Origin of the sequence: Mesorhizobium sp. IMUNJ 23232, from assembly GCF_044326205.1 — a bacterium.
In the GTDB taxonomy this organism is placed as follows: domain Bacteria; phylum Pseudomonadota; class Alphaproteobacteria; order Rhizobiales; family Rhizobiaceae; genus Kumtagia.
Window position 1 is genome coordinate 1 of the sequence record NZ_JBIRCY010000058.1, and the last position, 18,664, is coordinate 18,664.

The window sequence follows — 18,664 nt, forward strand, 5'->3', positions numbered from 1 at the left end:
GGTGCAGCCGCGACGCCGCCTGCCGCCGCGCCGGCTCCGGCAGCGCCCGCCGCCCCGGCCGAACCGCAGGTTCCGAACCAGTAGCCTCGAGCGCTGTGCCCGATTGATCACACTGCTGCTAAATGCTGCTGTGATCACGATGAATCGATCTCGTGGACAGCTCCAGACTCCTTGAGCGTTTGTTCATTTTGAGCCTATAGATTGCCCGACGGCCGCCGGGTGGGCGCGACGCGGAGTTGTTGCTCCGCCTCAAGGCCGGCTCTTTATCGTCTCGGGATCAACAACACATGCTACCTCGCAGCCTCATATTGCTCGGCCTCTGCGCCGTGCTGGGCTTGGCCACGCCTGCCGTCGCGGACGTGGCGAAGCCGCAGAAGCCGACGGCCACGTCGGCAAAATCCAAAACCGCCGACGCCTCCAAGGTCAAGAAAAAGGTCGCCGCCAAACCTGATAAGAAGGGCAGCAAGGTTGCCGCCAAGGACGCCGACAAGAAGCTGACCGACGCGGAGAAGGCAAAGGCCAAGGCGGAAGCCAAGGCCGCCGCCGCCGAGAAGGCGCGCCAGGCCAAGATCGTGGCGATGCGGGCCAAGGCGAAGGCCGACGCCGAGGCGCGCAGCGCCGCCTTCCGCGCACCGAAGGAGGTCGTGGCCGAGGACGAGACCCCGAAGAAGAAGGCCAAGCCCGTCGAGGTCGCCAGTGAAGACCCGCCGCGGAGAAACCCTTTCGAGATTTCGTTCGGCAATGACGAACCGGTCGTGCGCGACGACAAGCCGGTGACCGGCCTGACCGCCGAACGCCTTGCCGCGCAGCAGGCGGCCGCCGTCGGCGCCGACGAGGTTCTGCGCAGCGGCAACAACGGCGAACTGCGCAGTGCAGGGGGCGTCGCGACACGGCCGAGAGGCGGCTTCTTCAACATCCTGTTCGGCGACGAGCCGGAAACGGCGACGACCTCGCTGGGCATGCTGCCGGAGACCCGCGCCCTGGATTCGGTGCTGGACGGCAGGAAGAAGTTCAAGGTGAAGCCGGAATACGAGCCGCAATCGGTGGCTTTCTCCGGTTATCCCTCGGGCACCATCGTCATCGACACCAGCAACCACTTCCTCTACCTTGTCGAGGGGTTTGGCACCGCCCGCCGCTACGGCATCGCCGTCGGCCGCGAGGGTCTGCAGTTCAAGGGCATGGTGGCGGTCGGCGACAAGCAGGAATGGCCGCGCTGGATCCCGACGCTGGAGATGCAGGCGCGCGAGCCGAGGAAATACGGCCAGTACAAGGACGGCATGCCCGGCGGCGGTCAGAACCCGCTCGGCGCGCGTGCCATCTATCTCTACCAGGGCAAGCAGGACACGCATCTGCGCATCCACGGCACCATCGCGCCGCAGACGATCGGCACCAACTCCTCGAACGGCTGCTTCCGCATGGTCAACGAGCATGTGATGGATCTCTACCGCCGTGTCGGCATCGGCACCAAGGTCGTCATCCTCTGATTTGCCGCGCATAGTTCGAAAGGGCCGGCCCGCGCCGGCCCTTTTGTTTTGGCAGAACCGACACCACATAGCCCGCCGGGGAAAACCGGACCGGGTTGGATTTTTTTCTGGCGGAATCAGGCCGCCCAAGCTAAGCGATAATTCCCATGGCGCGATATGTATTCATCACCGGCGGCGTGGTTTCCTCCCTTGGAAAAGGCATAGCTGCAGCAGCCCTCGGGGCACTGCTGCAAGCGCGCGGATATCGCGCCCGCATAAAAAAGCTCGATCCCTACTTGAACGTCGATCCCGGAACCATGTCGCCCTACCAGCACGGCGAGGTGTTCGTGACCGACGACGGGGCGGAAACCGACCTCGATCTCGGCCATTACGAGCGTTTCACCGGCCGCTCGGCCAATCAGTCGGACAACATCACCACTGGCCGCATCTACAAGAACATCATCGAGCGCGAGCGCCGCGGCGACTATCTCGGCGCCACCGTGCAGGTCATTCCCCACGTCACCGACGAGATCAAGAATTTCGTTCTGTCCGGCAACGAGGACTACGATTTCGTGCTCTGCGAGATCGGCGGCACGGTCGGCGACATCGAGGCGATGCCCTTCCTGGAAGCCATCCGCCAGCTCGGCAACGACCTGCCGCGCAACAACGCCGTCTACGTCCATTTGACGCTGATGCCCTATATCCCGACGGCGGGCGAGTTGAAGACCAAGCCGACCCAGCATTCCGTCAAGGAACTGCGCGGCATCGGCATCGCGCCCGACATCCTGCTGGTGCGCGCCGACCGGCCGATTCCCAAGGAGGAGCGCCGAAAACTCTCGCTGTTCTGCAACGTGCGCGAAAGTGCGGTGATCCAGGCGCTGGATGTCGGCCACATCTACGATGTGCCCATGGCCTATCACAAGGAAGGTCTGGATTCAGAGGTACTTGCCGCCTTCGGCATCGACCCGGCGCCAAAACCGCGCATGGAAGCCTGGCAGAACGTCTCAAAACTTATCCACAATCCGGAAGGCGAGGTGACGATCGCCGTCGTCGGCAAATATACCGGCCTCAAGGACGCCTACAAATCGCTGATCGAGGCGCTGTCACATGGCGGCTTGGCAAACCATGTGAAGGTCAAGCTCGACTGGATCGAGTCGGAGATTTTCGAAAAGGAAGACCCGGCCCCCTTCCTCGAAAAGGTGCACGGCATCCTGGTTCCCGGCGGTTTTGGCGAGCGCGGTTCGGAGGGAAAAATTCTCGCCGCGAAATTCGCGCGCGAGCGGAAGGTCCCGTATTTCGGCATCTGCTTCGGCATGCAGATGGCCTGCATCGAGGCGGCCCGTTCACTGGCCGGCATCGAAGGCGCGTCCTCGACAGAATTTGGCCCGGCGAAGGAGCCTGTCGTCGGCCTGATGACCGAATGGCTGCGCGGCAACATGCTGGAAAAACGCCGCGAAGCCGGCGACCTCGGCGGCACCATGCGGCTCGGCGCCTATGAGGCGCGCCTCGCGCAGGATTCCAAGATCGCCGAAATCTACGGCGACACCCAGATTTCCGAGCGCCACCGCCACCGCTACGAGGTCAACATCGACTACAAGGAACGCCTGGAGGAATGCGGCCTGGTCTTCGCCGGCATGTCCCCCGACGGCGTGCTGCCCGAGACGGTTGAATATCCCGACCATCCCTGGTTCATCGGCGTGCAATACCACCCCGAACTGAAAAGCCGCCCCCTCGACCCGCACCCGCTGTTCGCGAGTTTTATCGGCGCTGCGGTGGAGCAGTCGAGACTGGTGTGACTCATGCTGGAGATGGCGCCGCCCTGGATCGAGTGCCCGAACATCGCCCGACATAGCATCGGTTGGCGCATGGGTTACGGCGAATGGTATGTCGGCCTGTTCTATGCGTGGTTCGGAAGTTGCACGAGGGCATTCCGGGACGACTATGCAATTCGCTTTCCGCCCCGGCGGGGTGGGAGAATTCTCTGTCTTCGATCTCAATTCGGGGCAGCGGTTCATTGCCGCTGCCTTGGGTTTACATGCCCGGCATCAGCCCACACGATTATGCCGAAGGATCGTTTCGTCGCCGCGAACTGGCCAGGATTTTTGAAACTGTAGAAGGCGACTTTTCCCAACTTCCGCGCGATGCTCCCGTATTCGGCATGAGCAAAATCTGGGAAGATTTTGTATTCGGTTTTGCGGTCCTCTCGCACGGCGGGCAGGCCGATTTTGCCCGCGCAAATCCGGCGCCGCCGGAATGGGAAGGGATTTACAAACGCATTGCGGGCGCCAAGACTTTTCGAGACCTGCCTTTGCCGGGGAACGATCCTGATCCGCGAAATAGCTGATCCTGATTGCTTGACCCGCTGACCTCCGCCTTTTCGCAACATCAAGGAAAACGTCGAAACGTCCAATGCCATGACAGTCACCTGGATTCTCGAATCCAACGTCTTCGCCGAAGCGTGCTTTGACGAGATGCTGGCGCACCTCAGGCATCGCCGTCTGCCGCATCATGTCGTGCGGATCATCCCGTTCATCCACGAAATCGATGGCGTGGTGCCGGAGGTGTCGGGACCGGCAGTGGTCTATGGCAGCATCGGCGTCCAGAAGCTGGCGCAACGGCAGGGCTGGAAGCCAGGCGTCTTCACCAACGCCGAGTTCGCCACGTCGGCCTACAAGCAACTCGGCGACCTGTTCCTGAACCTTGACGCAGTCTCTATGCCGATGAGCGCGGTGGCACAGTGGCTGCGTTCCTATGAAGGCGAACACTTCTTCATCAAGCCGGACGGCGACAACAAGGAATTCGCCGGCACGGTCATGAGCAAGGACGAGTTCGCCGGGTGGTTCTCGAACATGGCCGCCGTCGGCTATCTCGACGGCAATGATTTCGACGTCGCTGTGAGCCGGCCCAAGAAACTGGGCTGCGAGTGGCGCGTGGTCGTCGTCGACGGCAGGATCGTGACGTCTTCCCTCTACAAACAGTGGCGGATCGTCAAAGCCGAGCGGCATGTCATCCCCGAGGTCGAGGCCGCTGTCCTCGAAGCCCACAAGCGATTTGCACCCGCGCCAGCCTATGTGGTCGACATCGCCCAGGCCGGCGACACCTGCAAGGTCGTTGAATACAACACCTTGAACTCGGCCGGCTTCTACGACTGTGACGTGCGAGCCATCATCGACGCTGTGACGGACCTCGTCGAGCACAGGCACCATTGAGGCCACCATCCCCGGTAGGTTGGGCCGCTTCGCCGACGGATAGGCCCGGCCTGTGCTGGATGATCCGTCGAGCTAGATGCCAAGGAAGCGTTAGGGCGGTTGCCGGGGTAAGCCACCCAAGTCCGGAATTCCTGCGCCAAAAAGGCAAAACATCGCCTATGGGTTCGGCTTGCCATTTCCGCTTTGCCCTTGGTGAGACGAACCGACGAAGCTGGCCCCGTGGTCATGCTTGTTACGCAAGAATCCACGAGAGGTGCCAACAACTCTCTGTTTCCGCTCGGTTTTACAAGCATGACATCCTTTTCGAACGATCGTTCGGTCAGACTGTGAGGTGGCTGTCGCCTCTCGAAAATTAAGCCTTTTCAATGTGTTGCGCAGGCAGCGTATCAGCGGGTCGCTGCGCCACCATCGTGAAGGATTATTTTCTTAGGCTGCTTGTATTTGTTCCCTTTATGTTCCATATTGGACCCCGGCCTTGTCCGGAGGAGGCGGCGGTGCAGTTGGCGGACGGGAGTGCAACGATCGAGCGGTACCGGCAGGCGCTGAAGCACATTCTGCTGATGCTCGTCGGCATGGCCGAGATGGGTTTTGGCAGGCCATTGTCCCTGGTGCTCGGGGAAGCCGCCGTCGCCCCAAGGCCGGGACGAGCCGGAAAGACCGGGCGGAACAAGCCGTCTCCGGCGCTCTGCCTGCCGCGCCACCTCTACCGCGCCATTCTTCTGCTGCTGCGCCCGGCCGAATCCGCTGCCCGCCGCCTGATCATCGCGGCGGCGCAAGGCATCGTGGTGACGCTGCCGCCGTTTCGTCCGCGCAAGCCAAAACCGAAGATTTCCGACACGGTGTCCGCCATGCGCCGCCTCGGCCTCGCCGTCACCCTGTCGCGCGAGGACTTTGCCCGCTACGAAGCCGTGCGGAAGGCTGCCGAACTTCGCGCCTCTCGCCCGCGTGGACAAAACCTTTCGCTGCTCGATCCTCTGAAATATCCGTTCCGCATCCGCCGCAAATATGTGCCGGCGCATGCCGCTCCGCGCATCCGGTCACTCGACGACGATGCGCCACGCATCCCCCTGCCGCCGCCGCCGTCGCAGAACGATCCGATCAATGCGGCAAAACTGACGCTCAGGCTGGACGCGCTGGGTCAGGCACTCGACGATCTTCCGGGCCAGGCGCAGCGTTTCGCCCGCTGGAAGGCGCGCAACGACGCCGCTCTTGCGCGAGATCGGGCGGCCCGCGATGCGGCGGCCGCGCAGGGCAAGCCGGGTCCGGTCCGCTTCCGGCGTTTTTCGCCGCTCCGTCGCGGGCGACCGCCCGGCGGAAGATTGCCGCGCTTCGATCCGGATGCGCCGAAACGGAAGAACATCCGCGAGGTCGACGAGATCCTGGCGCATGCCAATGCGATGGCGTACTACGCGCTGGAGCCGCCGCGCAGGAATACGTCGTGAGGACGGCGGCCAGACGCGAAAAGGGCCTGTCATCAGCTATGGTTTGGGTACGACGCGCGCGTTTTTTCCGCCGCGTGTCGACGCTATGTGCTGCCAGAAAATTACCGGTGCTCTTCCGTTGGCGAGGCCGGCCAGATCTGCTTGACCGTAGACCGGCGGAATGACCGGAAGAGCACGTCATCCCGCTCCAGCAGCGCGGCAAAGCAGGGCGTGTGCGTCGCCACGGCCGCCTTCACCCGTTGCCTGTGCTTTGACGGCGGAGTACCCTGCCATTTGTCGGGCTTGCGGCCGGAAGGTGGCCGCGCCGAGACGATTGATTTCGTATCAGGCGACGGGCAGGTAGCTTTGACATCCGGTCGAAACGCCCCGTGCCGTACAGAACAAGGAGGGCTCCCATGACTTTGACGATCAACAGCACAGCGCCGGATTTCGAGGCGAACACCACCGAAGGGCGCATCCGCTTCCACGACTGGCTGGGCGATAGCTGGGCCGTGCTTTTCTCCCATCCCAAGGATTTCACGCCGGTCTGCACCACCGAGCTCGGCCGCATGGCGGCGCTGAAGCCCGAATTCGACAAGCGCGGCGTAAAGCTCATCGGCCTAAGCGTCGACCCGGTCGAAAACCACGCGCGCTGGTCGGTCGACATCGCCGAGACTCAGGGCACCGCGCCAAACTATCCGATGATCGGCGACAGCGACCTGAAAGTCTCAAAACTCTACGGCATGCTGCCGGAGGGCGCCGGCGAGACCTCCGAGGGCCGCACCCCCGCCGACAACGCTACGGTTCGCACAGTCTTCGTCATCGGGCCGGACAAGAAGATCAAGCTGGTCCTGGTCTATCCGATGAGCACCGGCCGCAATTTCCACGAGATCCTGCGCGTCATCGATTCCATGCAGCTCACCGCAAAACACAAGGTGGCGACGCCGGTCGACTGGAAGCAGGGAGAGGATGTCATCATCCTCGGCTCGGTCTCCGACGACGACGCGAAGAAACAGTATCCGGAAGGATGGAAGGCGCCGCGTCCTTACATTCGCATCGTGCCGCAGCCGAAATAAGGGGTGGCCAGGCGCACCGCCGGCCTATTTGCGCCGGCGGAGAAGATCCGGAGATATCGTCATGATTTTCCGACAGCTTTTCGACAGCGCATCGAGCACCTACAGCTACCTCATTGCCAGCCGGCGCGGCGCAGAGGCGCTGATTATCGATCCGGTGCTGGAAAAGGTCGACCGCTACATCCAGCTTTTGAACGAACTCGACCTCAGGCTGGTGAAGGCGGTCGACACCCACCTCCACGCCGATCACATCACCGGGCTGGCGGCGCTGCGCGACCGCACGCATTGCGTCACCGCGATGGGCGAGCAGACGAAGGCCGACGTCGTCTCGATCCGGCTCACCGACGGCGACAAGCTCGACATCGAAGGCGCCAGCCTCGACGTCATCTATACGCCCGGCCACACCGACGATTCCTATTCCTTCGTCATGGGCGACCGCGTCTTTACCGGTGACACGCTGCTGATCCGCGGCACCGGCCGCACCGACTTCCAGAACGGCGACCCGCGCGCCCAATACGAATCGATCTTCGGCCGCCTCTTGAAGTTGCCGGACGAGACGCTGGTGTTTCCGGCGCACGACTACAAGGGCGATACGGTCAGCACCATCGGCGAGGAGCGCCGCAGCAACCCGCGCCTGCAGGTGCCCTCGGTCGACGCCTATGTCGCGCTGATGAACGGGCTCAACCTGCCCAATCCGAAGATGATGGACGTGGCGGTGCCGGCCAACATGCATATCGGCCTGCCACAGGCGTCCGTCTCGGCCAAGGGATGGGCGATCTCGGCGCACGACGCCTTGCCGCTGCTCGGGCGCCCCGATGTCGCGCTGGTGGATCTCCGCGAACGCAGCGAACGCGAACGCCATGGCGCCATCCCCGGCGCTTTGCATGTCCCTTACGGGACGCTTGAGGAAAATGTGCGCCCCGGTGGCGTCCTGCATGAACTGGGCTCGATGCGGCGCCTGATATTCTTCTGCGCCTTCGGCGAGCGCTCAGCCATGGCGGTCAACGCGGCGCAGGAGGCCGGCATCGGCTCGGCTCGCCACATCGAAGGCGGCATAGACGCCTGGAAGAAGGTACTCGGGCCGCTGGAGCACTGACGACCGGCTCGACATGTCCGTTCGGCCCGGACCATCGGTCGCCCTTGCGGCACGAGCCGGAATGAGGCACATGCCGCCCCAATGACCGCAGAAGAACCCCTGCCACGCCCGCTCGATCATCTGGTGCTGCCGACTGCTTCGCTGGAGACGGCTCGCCAGCGCCTGACGGCGCTCGGTTTCACCGTCGCGCCGGCCGGCGTCCACCCCTTCGGCACAGAGAACGCCTGCGTCTTCTTTGCTGACGGCACCTATCTGGAGCCGCTGGCCGTCGCCGACGACCGCGAGGCCCGCGAACAGGCGCGGCTTGGAAACGCCTTCGTAGCCCGCGACGCCGTCTATCGCTACCGCCGGGGGGAGGAGGGGTTCTCGGCCCTGGCGTTTGGCACGAAGGATGCGCGTAGCGATCACGCGGACTTCCGCGGGGAAGGCGTCTCCGGCGGCGATATCCTCGATTTTTCACGACCATTCACCGATGCGGCGGGCAATACTGGCACAGCTTCGTTCCGCCTGGCCTTCGCCGCCGACCTTCGCGCGCCGGACATTTTTTTCTTCACCTGCCAGCGGATCGGCGCACCAAAAGTCGACCGCGCCGCCTTGCAGTCGCATCGCAACGGCGCGACTGGAATCGCCAGCGTGGTGCTGTCGGCGCGTTTTCCGTTCGAATACGCTTCGATCGTCCTGATGGCAGCGGAAGTCCCCATGACCGAGCCGTCGACCGGTCCGGATGTCCGCATCGCCGCGGCGAACGCGGTCATCGACATGGTCGACAATGAGCGGCTCGCCTCGCGCTTCGGGCTCGATCCGATCGACCACGCCGGCCTGCATGCCAGAGCAATCTGTTTTTCGGTCGCCGACCTCGCCAAGGTCGCCTCGCTGCTCAATGCGGCCGAAATTTCATATGACATCAGGGAAGGCCGGCTCGTCGTCCCGCCCGCGCCGGGGCAGGGCGCCGCCTTCGTCTTCGAGGAGAAATCATGACCAGTCCGAACCCGATCGTTGCCGTCGGCAACGTGTCCTTCGACAATGCCGCACCGCTGGCGCTGATCGCCGGCCCTTGCCAGTTGGAAAGCCGCCAGCATGCCTTCGACATGGCCGGCAGCCTGAAGGAACTGTGCGGCAGGCTGGGCATCGGGCTCGTCTACAAGACCAGCTACGACAAGGCCAACCGCACCTCCCTTGGCGCGACGCGCGGCGCCGGCCTCGACGCGGCCATGCCGGTCTTCGACGACCTGCGCAAGGAATTCGGCCTTCCCGTCCTCACCGACATCCACAGCGAGGAACAATGCGCGATCGTCGCGCCGCATGTGGACGTGTTGCAGATCCCGGCCTTCATGTCGCGCCAGACCGACCTCCTGGTCGCCGCCGCGAAGACCGGAAAGGTGGTGAACGTCAAGAAAGGCCAGTTCCTCGCCCCTTGGGACATGAAGAACGTGGTGGCGAAGGTCACCGGCTCGGGCAATGCCAATGTGCTGGTCACCGAGCGCGGCGCCTCCTTCGGCTACAACACGCTGGTCTCCGACATGCGCGCGCTGCCGATCATGGCCGAGATCGGCGCGCCGGTGATTTTTGACGCCACCCATTCGGTGCAGCAGCCGGGCGGGCAGGGCGGGTCCTCGGGCGGCGAGCGCCGCTTCGTCGAGACCCTTGCGCGGGCGGCGGTTGCCGTCGGCGTCTCGGGTGTGTTCATCGAGACCCACCAGGATCCTGACAACTCGACATCCTCCGACGGGCCGAACATGATCCCGCTGAAGGACCTGCCCGCCCTGCTCGAAAGGCTCATCGCCTTCGACCGGGTCGCCAAGGGGCTTTGACCGGCGAGACGCTTGCTGCCGCCTTCCGCCGGATATAGCCTCTTTTGTCGGGGGCTGTATGTGGAGGAACACCGCAATGTCGGTCGCTCGCGTTACCGAAATCACCGCCTCGTCCAACAAGAGCTTTCAGGACGCCATCGAGCAGGGCATCGAACGGGCGTCCAAGACGCTGAAGAACGTCGAGGGCGCCTGGATCCAGGACCAGAAGATCGTGGTGGAGAACGGCAAGATCGTCGCATACCGCGTCAACATGAAGGTCACCTTCATCCTGACGGATTGATCCGCCGGGCCGGAAAATTTTACGGGAACCTTCGGCCCTGCCGGTCATTCTCCTCGCAGCAATTCAGCACTACGAGGAGATTTGTCCATGACCACCTACACCGGCCATACCGACGCCATTCCTGCCTCGCGTGTCATCGGCACAGCCGTCTACAACACGGCCGGTGAAAGCATCGGTACGATCGAGGACGTGATGCTCGACAAGACGTCCAACGGCATCATGTTCGCCATTATCGGCTTCGGCGGCTTTCTCGGCATCGGCGAAAAATACCATGCGATCCCGTGGTCGGTTCTCGACTACGAACCCAGCCGCGGCGGCTACGTCGTTCCATTCACCAAGGACCAGTTGAAGGCGGCCCCCGCTCATTCGATCAACGACCTGACCGGCACGGACGGCGAGCGCGCCCGCGACGCGGCCTTCGAATATTACAAGGTCGATCCTTACTGGAACTAACCTCCCGACGATTTGGGAGATGCGGCGGACGGCCTCGCGCAAGCGGGGTCGTTTTCTTGTGGGCCCATGCCCTGCTATCCATTCGGCACTTGCCGTTTGGCCTATCCCCATCAACGCGGCGTGCGGTATCCTTGTTCGAAATCGAGGTAAATCATGTCCGCCCCATTCCCCACATTCGATCTTTCCCGCTTCGAGACGTCCGACGAGGTCGGCCGCCGCGCGCTCGGGCGCGAGGTCGACGATATCTGCCGCAGCACCGGTTTCCTTGCGATCAGCGGGCATGGCGTTCCGCAGCCGACGATCGACGCTGTCTGGTCGAAGGCGCATGACTTCTTCGACCAGTCCGTCATGGAGAAGGAGAAGGCGAGGGCGCCTTTTCCCGGCTATCCCTACGGCTATCTCGGTCCAGGTGCGGAGGCGCTGGCGAAATCGAAGGGGGAGGACACCCCGCCCGACCTGAAGGAAAGTTTTAACGGCGGCCCGCTCGCCGTCCCGCCCGGCCTTACCGATCCGGAAGCGCTCGCCTTCTGCTATGCCGACACCATCTGGCCCGATGAACCACCCGGTTTTGCCGACGCATGGAAGAGCTACTACCGCGCGATGGAAGACCTCGCCTCCCGCATAATGCGCGTCTTCGCCGTGGCGCTCGACCTGCCGGAAACGTTCTTCGACAAGACCATCGACCGGCCGATCAGCGCCTTGCGGGCCTTGAACTATCCCGAGACCACCACGCCGCCAAAACCCGGACAACTGCGCGCCGGCGCGCATACGGATTACGGCAGCCTGACCATCCTTCTGCCGCAGCCCGGCTCGTCGGGCCTGCAGATCTTCACGCCGGAAGGTTCTTGGCGGGAAGTGCCGCCGGTCCCCGGCGCTTTCGTCATCAACATCGGCGACCTTATGGCGCGCTGGACCAACGACCGCTGGGTCTCGACGCTGCACCGCGTCGTCAACGCCGACGGAAGCGCCGCGCGGCGGCAATCGCTCGCTTTCTTCCACCAGCCGAACTGGCATCAGGAGATCACCTGCATTCCGTCCTGCCTGGCGCCTGGTGACAAGCCGCGCTACGAGCCCGTCCTGTCCGGCCCGTACCTGATGTCGAAATTCAAGGCGACGGTGAAGCCGGCGGCCTGACGGGGCCGCGGAAGACGTGTCCTTTCATCCGTCCAATGCCCACTCGCTGAGGTCTTCAGCTGAAAGAAAGTCGGCGGCCACTGACACCCAGCATTGCCTTTTGCGGTGCTTTGGCTAAGACGGGCGCGAAAATTCAATCGATCCAATTCGGAGAGTTTCATGACCGCAATCGTGGACATCGTCGGCCGGGAGATTCTCGACAGCCGCGGCAACCCGACCGTCGAGGTGGACGTGGTGCTGGAAGACGGATCGATGGGCCGCGCAGCGGTGCCGTCCGGCGCCTCGACTGGCGCGCATGAGGCGGTCGAGCTTCGCGACGGCGGTTCGCGTTATCTCGGCAAGGGCGTCGAGCGCGCCGTCGAGGCCGTCAATGGCGAGATTTTTGAAGCGGTCGGCGGCCTCGAGGCCGAGAACCAGATCGCTATTGACAAGATCATGATCGAACTCGACGGCACGCCGAACAAGGCCCGCCTCGGCGCCAACGCCATCCTCGGCGTTTCGCTTGCCGTCGCAAAAGCCGCCGCCGAAAGCTCTGGCCTGCCGGTCTACCGCTATGTCGGCGGACCCAACGCCCACGTCCTTCCCGTGCCGATGATGAACATCATCAACGGCGGCGCGCATGCCGACAATCCGATCGATTTCCAGGAATTCATGATCATGCCCGTCGGCGCGCCGTCTCTGCGCGACGCCGTGCGCTGGGGCTCGGAAATCTTCCACACCCTGAAGAAGGGTCTGAAGGAAGCCAGCCACAACACCAATGTCGGTGACGAGGGCGGTTTCGCGCCGAACCTGAAGAGCGCCCAGGCGGCACTCGACTTCGTCATGGGCTCGATCGAGAAGGCCGGCTTCAAGCCGGGCGAGGACGTGGCGCTGGCACTGGATTGCGCCGCCACCGAATTCTTCAAGGACGGCAACTACGTCTATGAGGGTGAGAGGAAGACCCGCGACCCGAAGACCCAGGCGAAATATCTGGCAAAGCTCGCCGCCGACTATCCGATCATCTCGATCGAGGACGGTCTTGCCGAGGACGACTGGGAAGGCTGGAAGATTCTTACCGACCTGATCGGCAAGAAGACCCAGCTCGTCGGCGACGACCTGTTCGTCACCAACACGGCGCGGTTGCGCGACGGCATCAAGATGGGCGTCGCCAATTCGATCCTGGTCAAGGTCAACCAGATCGGCTCGCTGTCGGAGACGCTGGACGCTGTCGAGACGGCGCACAAGGCCGGCTACACCGCTGTCATGTCGCACCGCTCCGGCGAAACCGAGGATTCGACCATCGCCGACCTCGCGGTCGCCACCAATTGCGGGCAGATCAAGACCGGCTCGCTGGCCCGCTCCGACCGCACGGCAAAGTACAACCAGCTCATCCGCATCGAGGAAGAGCTTGGCAAGCAGGCGCAGTACGCAGGCAGGTCGATCCTGAAGGCGTAAGCCCTCGATTGAGCGATGGGCTCAAGGGGCCGCGCTTGCGCGCGGCCCCTTTTCGTTTGTCAGATCATACCTCTGGTCAGTTCCAGCGCCTGCCGTTCGAACAGCCGGCGATAGATGCCGCTGTCGCGGCGGATCAGCGCGTCGTGGCTGCCTTCCTCGGCGATTCGGCCATTGTCGAACACCAACAGCCGGTCGAGCGCGCGGACCGTCGACAGCCGATGCGCGATGACCAGCGTCGTGCGCCCGACCATCAGCCGCTCCATCGCCTGCTGGATCAGCACCTCGGATTCCGAATCGAGGCTGGACGTCGCCTCGTCGAGGATCAGGATCGGCGCGTCGGCAAGGAAAGCCCGGGCTATCGCCACGCGCTGGCGCTCGCCGCCCGACAGCTTTACGCCCCGCTCGCCGACCAGCGTGCCGTATCCCTTCGGTAACCGCATGATGAAGTCATGTGCGCTGGCAAGCTTCGCCGCCTCCTCGATCTCAGCCTGGCTGGCGCCCGGCCGCGCATAGGCGATGTTCTCCGCCAGCGAGCGGTGAAACAGGATCGGCTCCTGCTGGACGATGGCGATCTGCTGGCGTAGCGAAGCCTGCGTCACCGCAGCAATATCCTGCCCGTCGATCAGGATCGCGCCCTGGTTCAGGTCGTAGAGCCGCTGGATCAGCTTGACGAAGGTCGTCTTGCCCGACCCCGAATGGCCGACCAGCCCGACGCGCTCGCCGGCCGCGATCGCCACGGAAAAATCCTTGTAGAGTGGGAGCCGGTGGTTGCCGTAGTGGAAGGTGACGTTGTCGAACTCGATGCGGCCGTTGGTGATGCGGATCGGCTTAGCGCCGGCATGGTCGGCGATGCCGAGCGGATGGCCCTGGATCTCGACCAGTTCCTCCATGTCGTTGACCGAGCGCTGCACATTGCGCACATGCATGCCGACGTCGCGCAGATAACCCTGCAGCACGAAGAACGAGGTGAGCACGAAGGCGATGTCGCCGGCGCTCGCCTGTCCCTCCGACCACAGATAGAGCGCGAAGCCGATTACCGCCGCCCTGAGCACGAGCAGCGTCGCGCCTTGCGCTGTGCCGTTCAGGGTTCCGCGCACCCAGGTGCGGCGTGTGCGGTGCCGCCACTTGCCGACGATATGCGCAAGCCTATGGTCCTCGCGGTCCTCGGCGCCAAAACCCTTGACGACCGCGTTGCAGCTCACCGCGTCGGCAAGCGCGCCGCCGAGTTTTGTGTCCCATTTATTGGCGAGGCTGGCGGCAGGAGCCACGTAGCCCAGCGACAAGGCCACCGTCAGGATGATGTAGATTATCGACCCGACGGCGATGATGGCGCCCATCAGCGGCCAGTACCAGCCGAGCAGCAAGGTCGAGCCGACCAGCATCACCAGCGACGGAAACAGCGCGACCAGGATCGTGTCGTTCAAGAGATCGAGCGCCCACATGCCGCGCGTCACCTTGCGCACCGTCGAGCCGGCAAAGCTGTTGGCGTGCCAGTCGGTCGAGAAGCGCTGCACGCGGTGGAAAGCGTCCGCCGCGATGTCGGCCATCATCTTCAGCGTCAGGTCGATGATGCCCATGAAGGCGACGTAGCGGAACACGATGGCGCCGAGCGCCAGCGCCAGCAGCATCGCGAAGGCGGCGATGGCCGCATTCCACGCGACTTCATTCGTGGCGCCGCCGCTCGCCACGGCGTCGACCAGCCGGCCGGTGTAGAGCGGCGTCAGCACGTCGGCCAGCGTGGAGACCAGCACCGCTGCCATGATCGTCGCCAGCCGGACGGGTTGCCGGAACCAATGGCTGCCGGTGAAGCGGAAGACGCTGCGGAAAGCACCGCCGCGCAGATCGATGCGGTAACGAGTCATGATTTTTCCCGGACGCCAAAAGCGGCCGATCCCAAAAAGCTGAAACGGAATGCCACGCGGGACAAGACGTCCCTTGTAGCGGTCGAAGTGAATTTGAAGCTGGCCGGAGCCAGGTGGCGGCCGGGCCGCGTCGGGTCCTTTATTCGAGCGCCGTTTTCTCCGGAAAGACCAATGGCCTTCCGGTCCGGCGCCGAGGACCTAGGCCTTGCGGCCTCGCATCGCGATTTCAAATTCTGTCATTCGTACCCTCCCAAACGGGATTCGCAGCGAAGTGCCTATAAAAGAGGCTTGCGGTTTCGCCAACCCCTTGGCGGCGAAAAAGCGCACGTGGCCCATCAACCGTGTCGCTCTTGTCACGCCGACCCGTTCTCCATCCGCTTTCCGGCGCCGGTCGATCGGCAGGGGTAACCGCCCGTTAAGCAAGTTCGGGCGACATGGAGGAGCTAAGGAATCATGCCATGTGGACACGCCAGCATCGCCCCCGCAGGACCGGTCGACTGATCGTGCCGGCCCTCTCCGTCGCCGTGCTGTCCTATTTCGGCTACCATGTCTATCATGGCGAGTTCGGCATCAATTCCAAGGACCAGTTGCGTGCCCGTGCCGCGGTTCTTCAGACTGAGCTCGACGCCGTCCGTGGGCAGCGTGTCGCCCTGGAGAACAAGGTGCGGATGCTGCATGACGGCACGATCGACAAGGATATGCTGGACGAACAGGCGCGCCAGGCGCTCAATCTTTCGCATGCCGACGAAGTAACGATCATGCTTTCGCCTGGCGACAAGATTAACTGAGTTCCAGTTAATCATACTTATCCGCAATGATTTTAATCGCTTAGCTGCATGTCAGCCATGCATTTTTTCGCATGGCCGAATGCCGTTCCACATGCTAGCCTTCTGAGCAACGTAGGAGCTGCAACGGCTCCCGCATGTCCGATAAGAGACAGTTTCCAGGGAGCGATTGCATGGCCCAGGCCGCCAGGAAATCGTCCGCCAAATCGAAGGCGGACGGGAAATCCCAGCCAACTCTAACGGCGCCCAAGCCGTCCGATTTCAGCAAGGAACAGGAACTCGCCGCCTATCGCGGCATGCTGCTGATCCGGCGATTCGAGGAGAAGGCCGGCCAACTCTACGGCATGGGTTTCATCGGCGGCTTCTGCCATCTTTATATCGGCCAGGAGGCGGTCGTCACTGGCCTGAAGCTGGCGATGGTTGAAGGCGACCAGATGATCACCGCCTATCGTGATCACGGCCATATGCTCGCCATGGAGCTTTCGCCACGTGGCGTGATGGCCGAGCTGACCGGGCGCCGGGGCGGCCTTTCGCGCGGCAAGGGCGGCTCCATGCACATGTTCTCCAAGGAGAAGAATTTTTACGGCGGCCACGGCATCGTCGGCGCGCAGGTGTCGCTCGGCACCGGGCTGGCCTTCGCCAACCGCTATCGCGGCAACAAGAACGTTTCGCTGACCTTCTTCGGTGACGGCGCCGCCAACCAGGGTCAGGTCTATGAGAGCTTCAACATGGCTTCGCTGTGGAAGCTGCCGGTCATCTACGTCATCGAGAACAACCGCTATGCCATGGGCACCTCGGTGGCGCGGTCCTCGGCTGAAACGGATTTCTCGCAACGCGGCGCTTCCTTCCGCATCCCCGGCATCCAGGTCGATGGCATGGACGTTCGCGCGGTGAAGTCGGCCGGCGAGATGGCGCTGGAGCATTGCCGCTCCGGCAACGGCCCGATCATCCTGGAAATGTTGACCTATCGCTATCGCGGCCACTCAATGTCCGATCCGGCGAAATACCGGACCAAGGAGGAGGTCCAGAAGATGCGCTCCGAGCACGACCCGATCGAGCAGGTGAAGGCGCGCGTCATCGACAAGAAATGGGCGACGGAGGACGAGCTCAAGGCGGTCGACAAGGAGGTGCGCGACATCGTTGCCGACGCGGCTGATTTTGCCCAGACCGATCCGGAGCCGGATGCGTCCGAGCTTTGGACCGACATCGTACACTGAGGGAGGGTGAGTCATGCCGATCGAGATCCTGATGCCCGCCCTGTCACCCACGATGGAAGAGGGCAATCTGTCCAAGTGGCTGAAGAATGAAGGCGACAAGATCGTCGCCGGCGACGTGATCGCCGAGATCGAGACCGACAAGGCGACCATGGAGGTCGAGGCCGTCGACGAGGGCGTGCTTGGAAAAATCCTGATCCCCGCCGGCACCGAAGGTGTGAAGGTCAACACGCCGATCGCCGTGTTGGCTGTCGATGGCGAGGATGTCAGCAAGGCTGGCGAGGCCGCTGCCAAGCCTGAGCCCAAGGCGGAGCCGGCAAAAGCCGAAGAAGCGCCGGCTAAGAGCGAGCCCGCGAAGTCGGAAGCCGCTGCACCCGTTGCTGCCGCGCCGAAGACCGAGGTCGCCGCCGATCCCGATATTCCCGCCGGCACCGAGATGGTCTCCACCACCGTGCGCGAGGCGCTGCGCGACGCCATGGCGGAAGAGATGCGCCGCGACGAGGATGTCTTCGTCATGGGCGAGGAGGTCGCCGAATATCAGGGCGCCTACAAGATCACGCAGGGGCTGCTGCAGGAATTCGGCCCGCGCCGCGTGGTTGACACGCCGATCACCGAGCACGGTTTCGCCGGCGTCGGCGTGGGTGCTGCGATGGCCGGGCTGAAGCCGATCGTCGAGTTCATGACCTTCAACTTCGCCATGCAGGCGATCGACCAGATCATCAACTCCGCTGCCAAGACGCTTTATATGTCGGGCGGCCAGATGGGCGCGCCGATCGTCTTCCGCGGCCCGAATGGCGCGGCGGCGCGCGTCGCCGCCCAGCACAGCCAGGACTATGCCGCCTGGTACAGCCATGTCCCCGGCCTCAAGGTCGTCATGCCCTATACGGCGGCCGACGCGAAGGGTCTGCTGAAGGCGGCGATCCGCGACCCGAACCCGGTCATCTTCCTCGAGAACGAAATCCTCTACGGCCATTCCTTCGACGTGCCGAAGCTGGATGACTTCGTGCTGCCGATCGGCAAGGCGCGCATCCACAAGCAGGGCAGGGACGTCACGATCGTCTCCTTCGGCATCGGCATGGCCCTTGCGATCAAGGCCGAGGTCGAACTGGCCAAGCTCGGCATCGATGCGGAGATCATCGACCTCAGGACCATCCGCCCAATGGACCTTGATACAGTCATTGCCTCGGTGAAAAAGACCAACCGGCTGGTGGTGGTCGAGGAGGGTTTCCCGCAGTCCTCGGTTGGCGATTTCATCGCCAACCAGGTATCGCAGCGCGCCTTCGACTTCCTCGACGCGCCGGTGATCACCATTGCCGGCAAGGACGTGCCGATGCCTTATGCGGCCAATCTGGAAAAGCTGGCACTGCCGAATGTCGGCGAGGTCGTCGCGGCGGTGAAGGCGGTGACATATCGGTAGGGCGGAGTTGGC

Annotated in this window: 17 protein-coding genes; 16 read left to right on the forward strand and 1 reads right to left on the reverse strand. The window is 63.4% G+C overall.

The features are described from left to right. Window positions 1-287 precede the first annotated feature (287 nt). The 13 genes from ACH196_RS29970 (at window position 288) to eno (ending at window position 13,374) form a co-directional block, all read left to right on the forward strand. Window positions 288-1,484 (forward strand): L,D-transpeptidase, encoded by a 1,197-nt coding sequence (locus tag ACH196_RS29970; RefSeq protein ID WP_396650509.1) that lies wholly within the window; start codon window positions 288-290, stop codon window positions 1,482-1,484. Between the two features lie 146 nt (window positions 1,485-1,630). Beyond that, window positions 1,631-3,259: a CTP synthase gene (locus tag ACH196_RS29975; RefSeq protein ID WP_396650510.1), complete on the forward strand. Its 1,629-nt coding sequence runs from the start codon at window positions 1,631-1,633 to the stop codon at window positions 3,257-3,259. Between the two features lie 239 nt (window positions 3,260-3,498). Then, entirely contained in the window at window positions 3,499-3,807 is a 309-nt protein-coding gene (locus tag ACH196_RS29980; protein ID WP_396650511.1) for a hypothetical protein, read from the forward strand. 70 nt (window positions 3,808-3,877) lie between these two features. Continuing rightward, window positions 3,878-4,672 (forward strand): ATP-grasp domain-containing protein, encoded by a 795-nt coding sequence (locus ACH196_RS29985; RefSeq protein WP_396650512.1) that lies wholly within the window; start codon window positions 3,878-3,880, stop codon window positions 4,670-4,672. Window positions 4,673-5,166: 494 nt separating this feature from the next. Continuing rightward, window positions 5,167-6,114 carry a hypothetical protein gene (locus ACH196_RS29990; RefSeq protein ID WP_396650513.1) on the forward strand — a complete coding sequence of 316 codons (948 nt, stop codon included), beginning with the start codon at window positions 5,167-5,169 and terminating at the stop codon, window positions 6,112-6,114. 395 nt (window positions 6,115-6,509) lie between these two features. Further along, a complete protein-coding gene (locus tag ACH196_RS29995; protein WP_396650514.1) occupies window positions 6,510-7,169 on the forward strand; it encodes a peroxiredoxin in 660 nt (219 codons plus the stop codon). A 61-nt stretch (window positions 7,170-7,230) separates the two neighbouring features. Then, window positions 7,231-8,262 (forward strand): MBL fold metallo-hydrolase, encoded by a 1,032-nt coding sequence (locus tag ACH196_RS30000; protein ID WP_396650515.1) that lies wholly within the window; start codon window positions 7,231-7,233, stop codon window positions 8,260-8,262. An 81-nt stretch (window positions 8,263-8,343) separates the two neighbouring features. Further along, on the forward strand, window positions 8,344-9,240 hold the full coding sequence (locus ACH196_RS30005) for a VOC family protein (RefSeq protein ID WP_396650516.1): 897 nt from the start codon (window positions 8,344-8,346) through the stop codon (window positions 9,238-9,240). Then, on the forward strand, window positions 9,237-10,073 hold the full coding sequence (gene kdsA / locus ACH196_RS30010; protein ID WP_396650517.1) for a 3-deoxy-8-phosphooctulonate synthase: 837 nt from the start codon (window positions 9,237-9,239) through the stop codon (window positions 10,071-10,073). The genes ACH196_RS30005 and kdsA overlap by 4 nt, the downstream gene beginning before the upstream one ends. Window positions 10,074-10,149: 76 nt before the next feature. Then, window positions 10,150-10,353 (forward strand): dodecin family protein, encoded by a 204-nt coding sequence (locus ACH196_RS30015; protein WP_396650518.1) that lies wholly within the window; start codon window positions 10,150-10,152, stop codon window positions 10,351-10,353. An 87-nt stretch (window positions 10,354-10,440) separates the two neighbouring features. Next, a complete protein-coding gene (locus ACH196_RS30020) occupies window positions 10,441-10,806 on the forward strand; it encodes a PRC-barrel domain-containing protein (RefSeq protein ID WP_396650519.1) in 366 nt (121 codons plus the stop codon). 153 nt (window positions 10,807-10,959) lie between these two features. Further along, a complete protein-coding gene (locus ACH196_RS30025; RefSeq protein WP_396650520.1) occupies window positions 10,960-11,940 on the forward strand; it encodes an isopenicillin N synthase family dioxygenase in 981 nt (326 codons plus the stop codon). A gap of 159 nt (window positions 11,941-12,099) precedes the next feature. Next, window positions 12,100-13,374 (forward strand): phosphopyruvate hydratase, encoded by a 1,275-nt coding sequence (gene eno / locus ACH196_RS30030; RefSeq protein ID WP_396650521.1) that lies wholly within the window; start codon window positions 12,100-12,102, stop codon window positions 13,372-13,374. Between the two features lie 59 nt (window positions 13,375-13,433). Here eno and ACH196_RS30035 read toward each other — a convergent pair whose 3' ends face one another. Further along, window positions 13,434-15,236, reverse strand: a complete 1,803-nt coding sequence (locus ACH196_RS30035) for an ABC transporter ATP-binding protein (protein ID WP_396650522.1) — start codon at window positions 15,234-15,236, stop codon at window positions 13,434-13,436. 458 nt (window positions 15,237-15,694) lie between these two features. On the opposite strand from ACH196_RS30035, the gene ACH196_RS30040 reads away from it, so the two are divergent. From ACH196_RS30040 to ACH196_RS30050, 3 genes are all read left to right on the forward strand, one after another. After that, window positions 15,695-16,024, forward strand: coding sequence for a septum formation initiator family protein (locus ACH196_RS30040; protein ID WP_396650523.1), 330 nt, complete (start codon window positions 15,695-15,697; stop codon window positions 16,022-16,024). Between the two features lie 170 nt (window positions 16,025-16,194). Beyond that, window positions 16,195-17,238: a pyruvate dehydrogenase (acetyl-transferring) E1 component subunit alpha gene (pdhA, locus tag ACH196_RS30045; RefSeq protein WP_396650524.1), complete on the forward strand. Its 1,044-nt coding sequence runs from the start codon at window positions 16,195-16,197 to the stop codon at window positions 17,236-17,238. Between the two features lie 13 nt (window positions 17,239-17,251). Continuing rightward, on the forward strand, window positions 17,252-18,652 hold the full coding sequence (locus tag ACH196_RS30050) for a pyruvate dehydrogenase complex E1 component subunit beta (RefSeq protein WP_396650525.1): 1,401 nt from the start codon (window positions 17,252-17,254) through the stop codon (window positions 18,650-18,652). The last annotated feature ends 12 nt before the right edge of the window (window positions 18,653-18,664 follow it).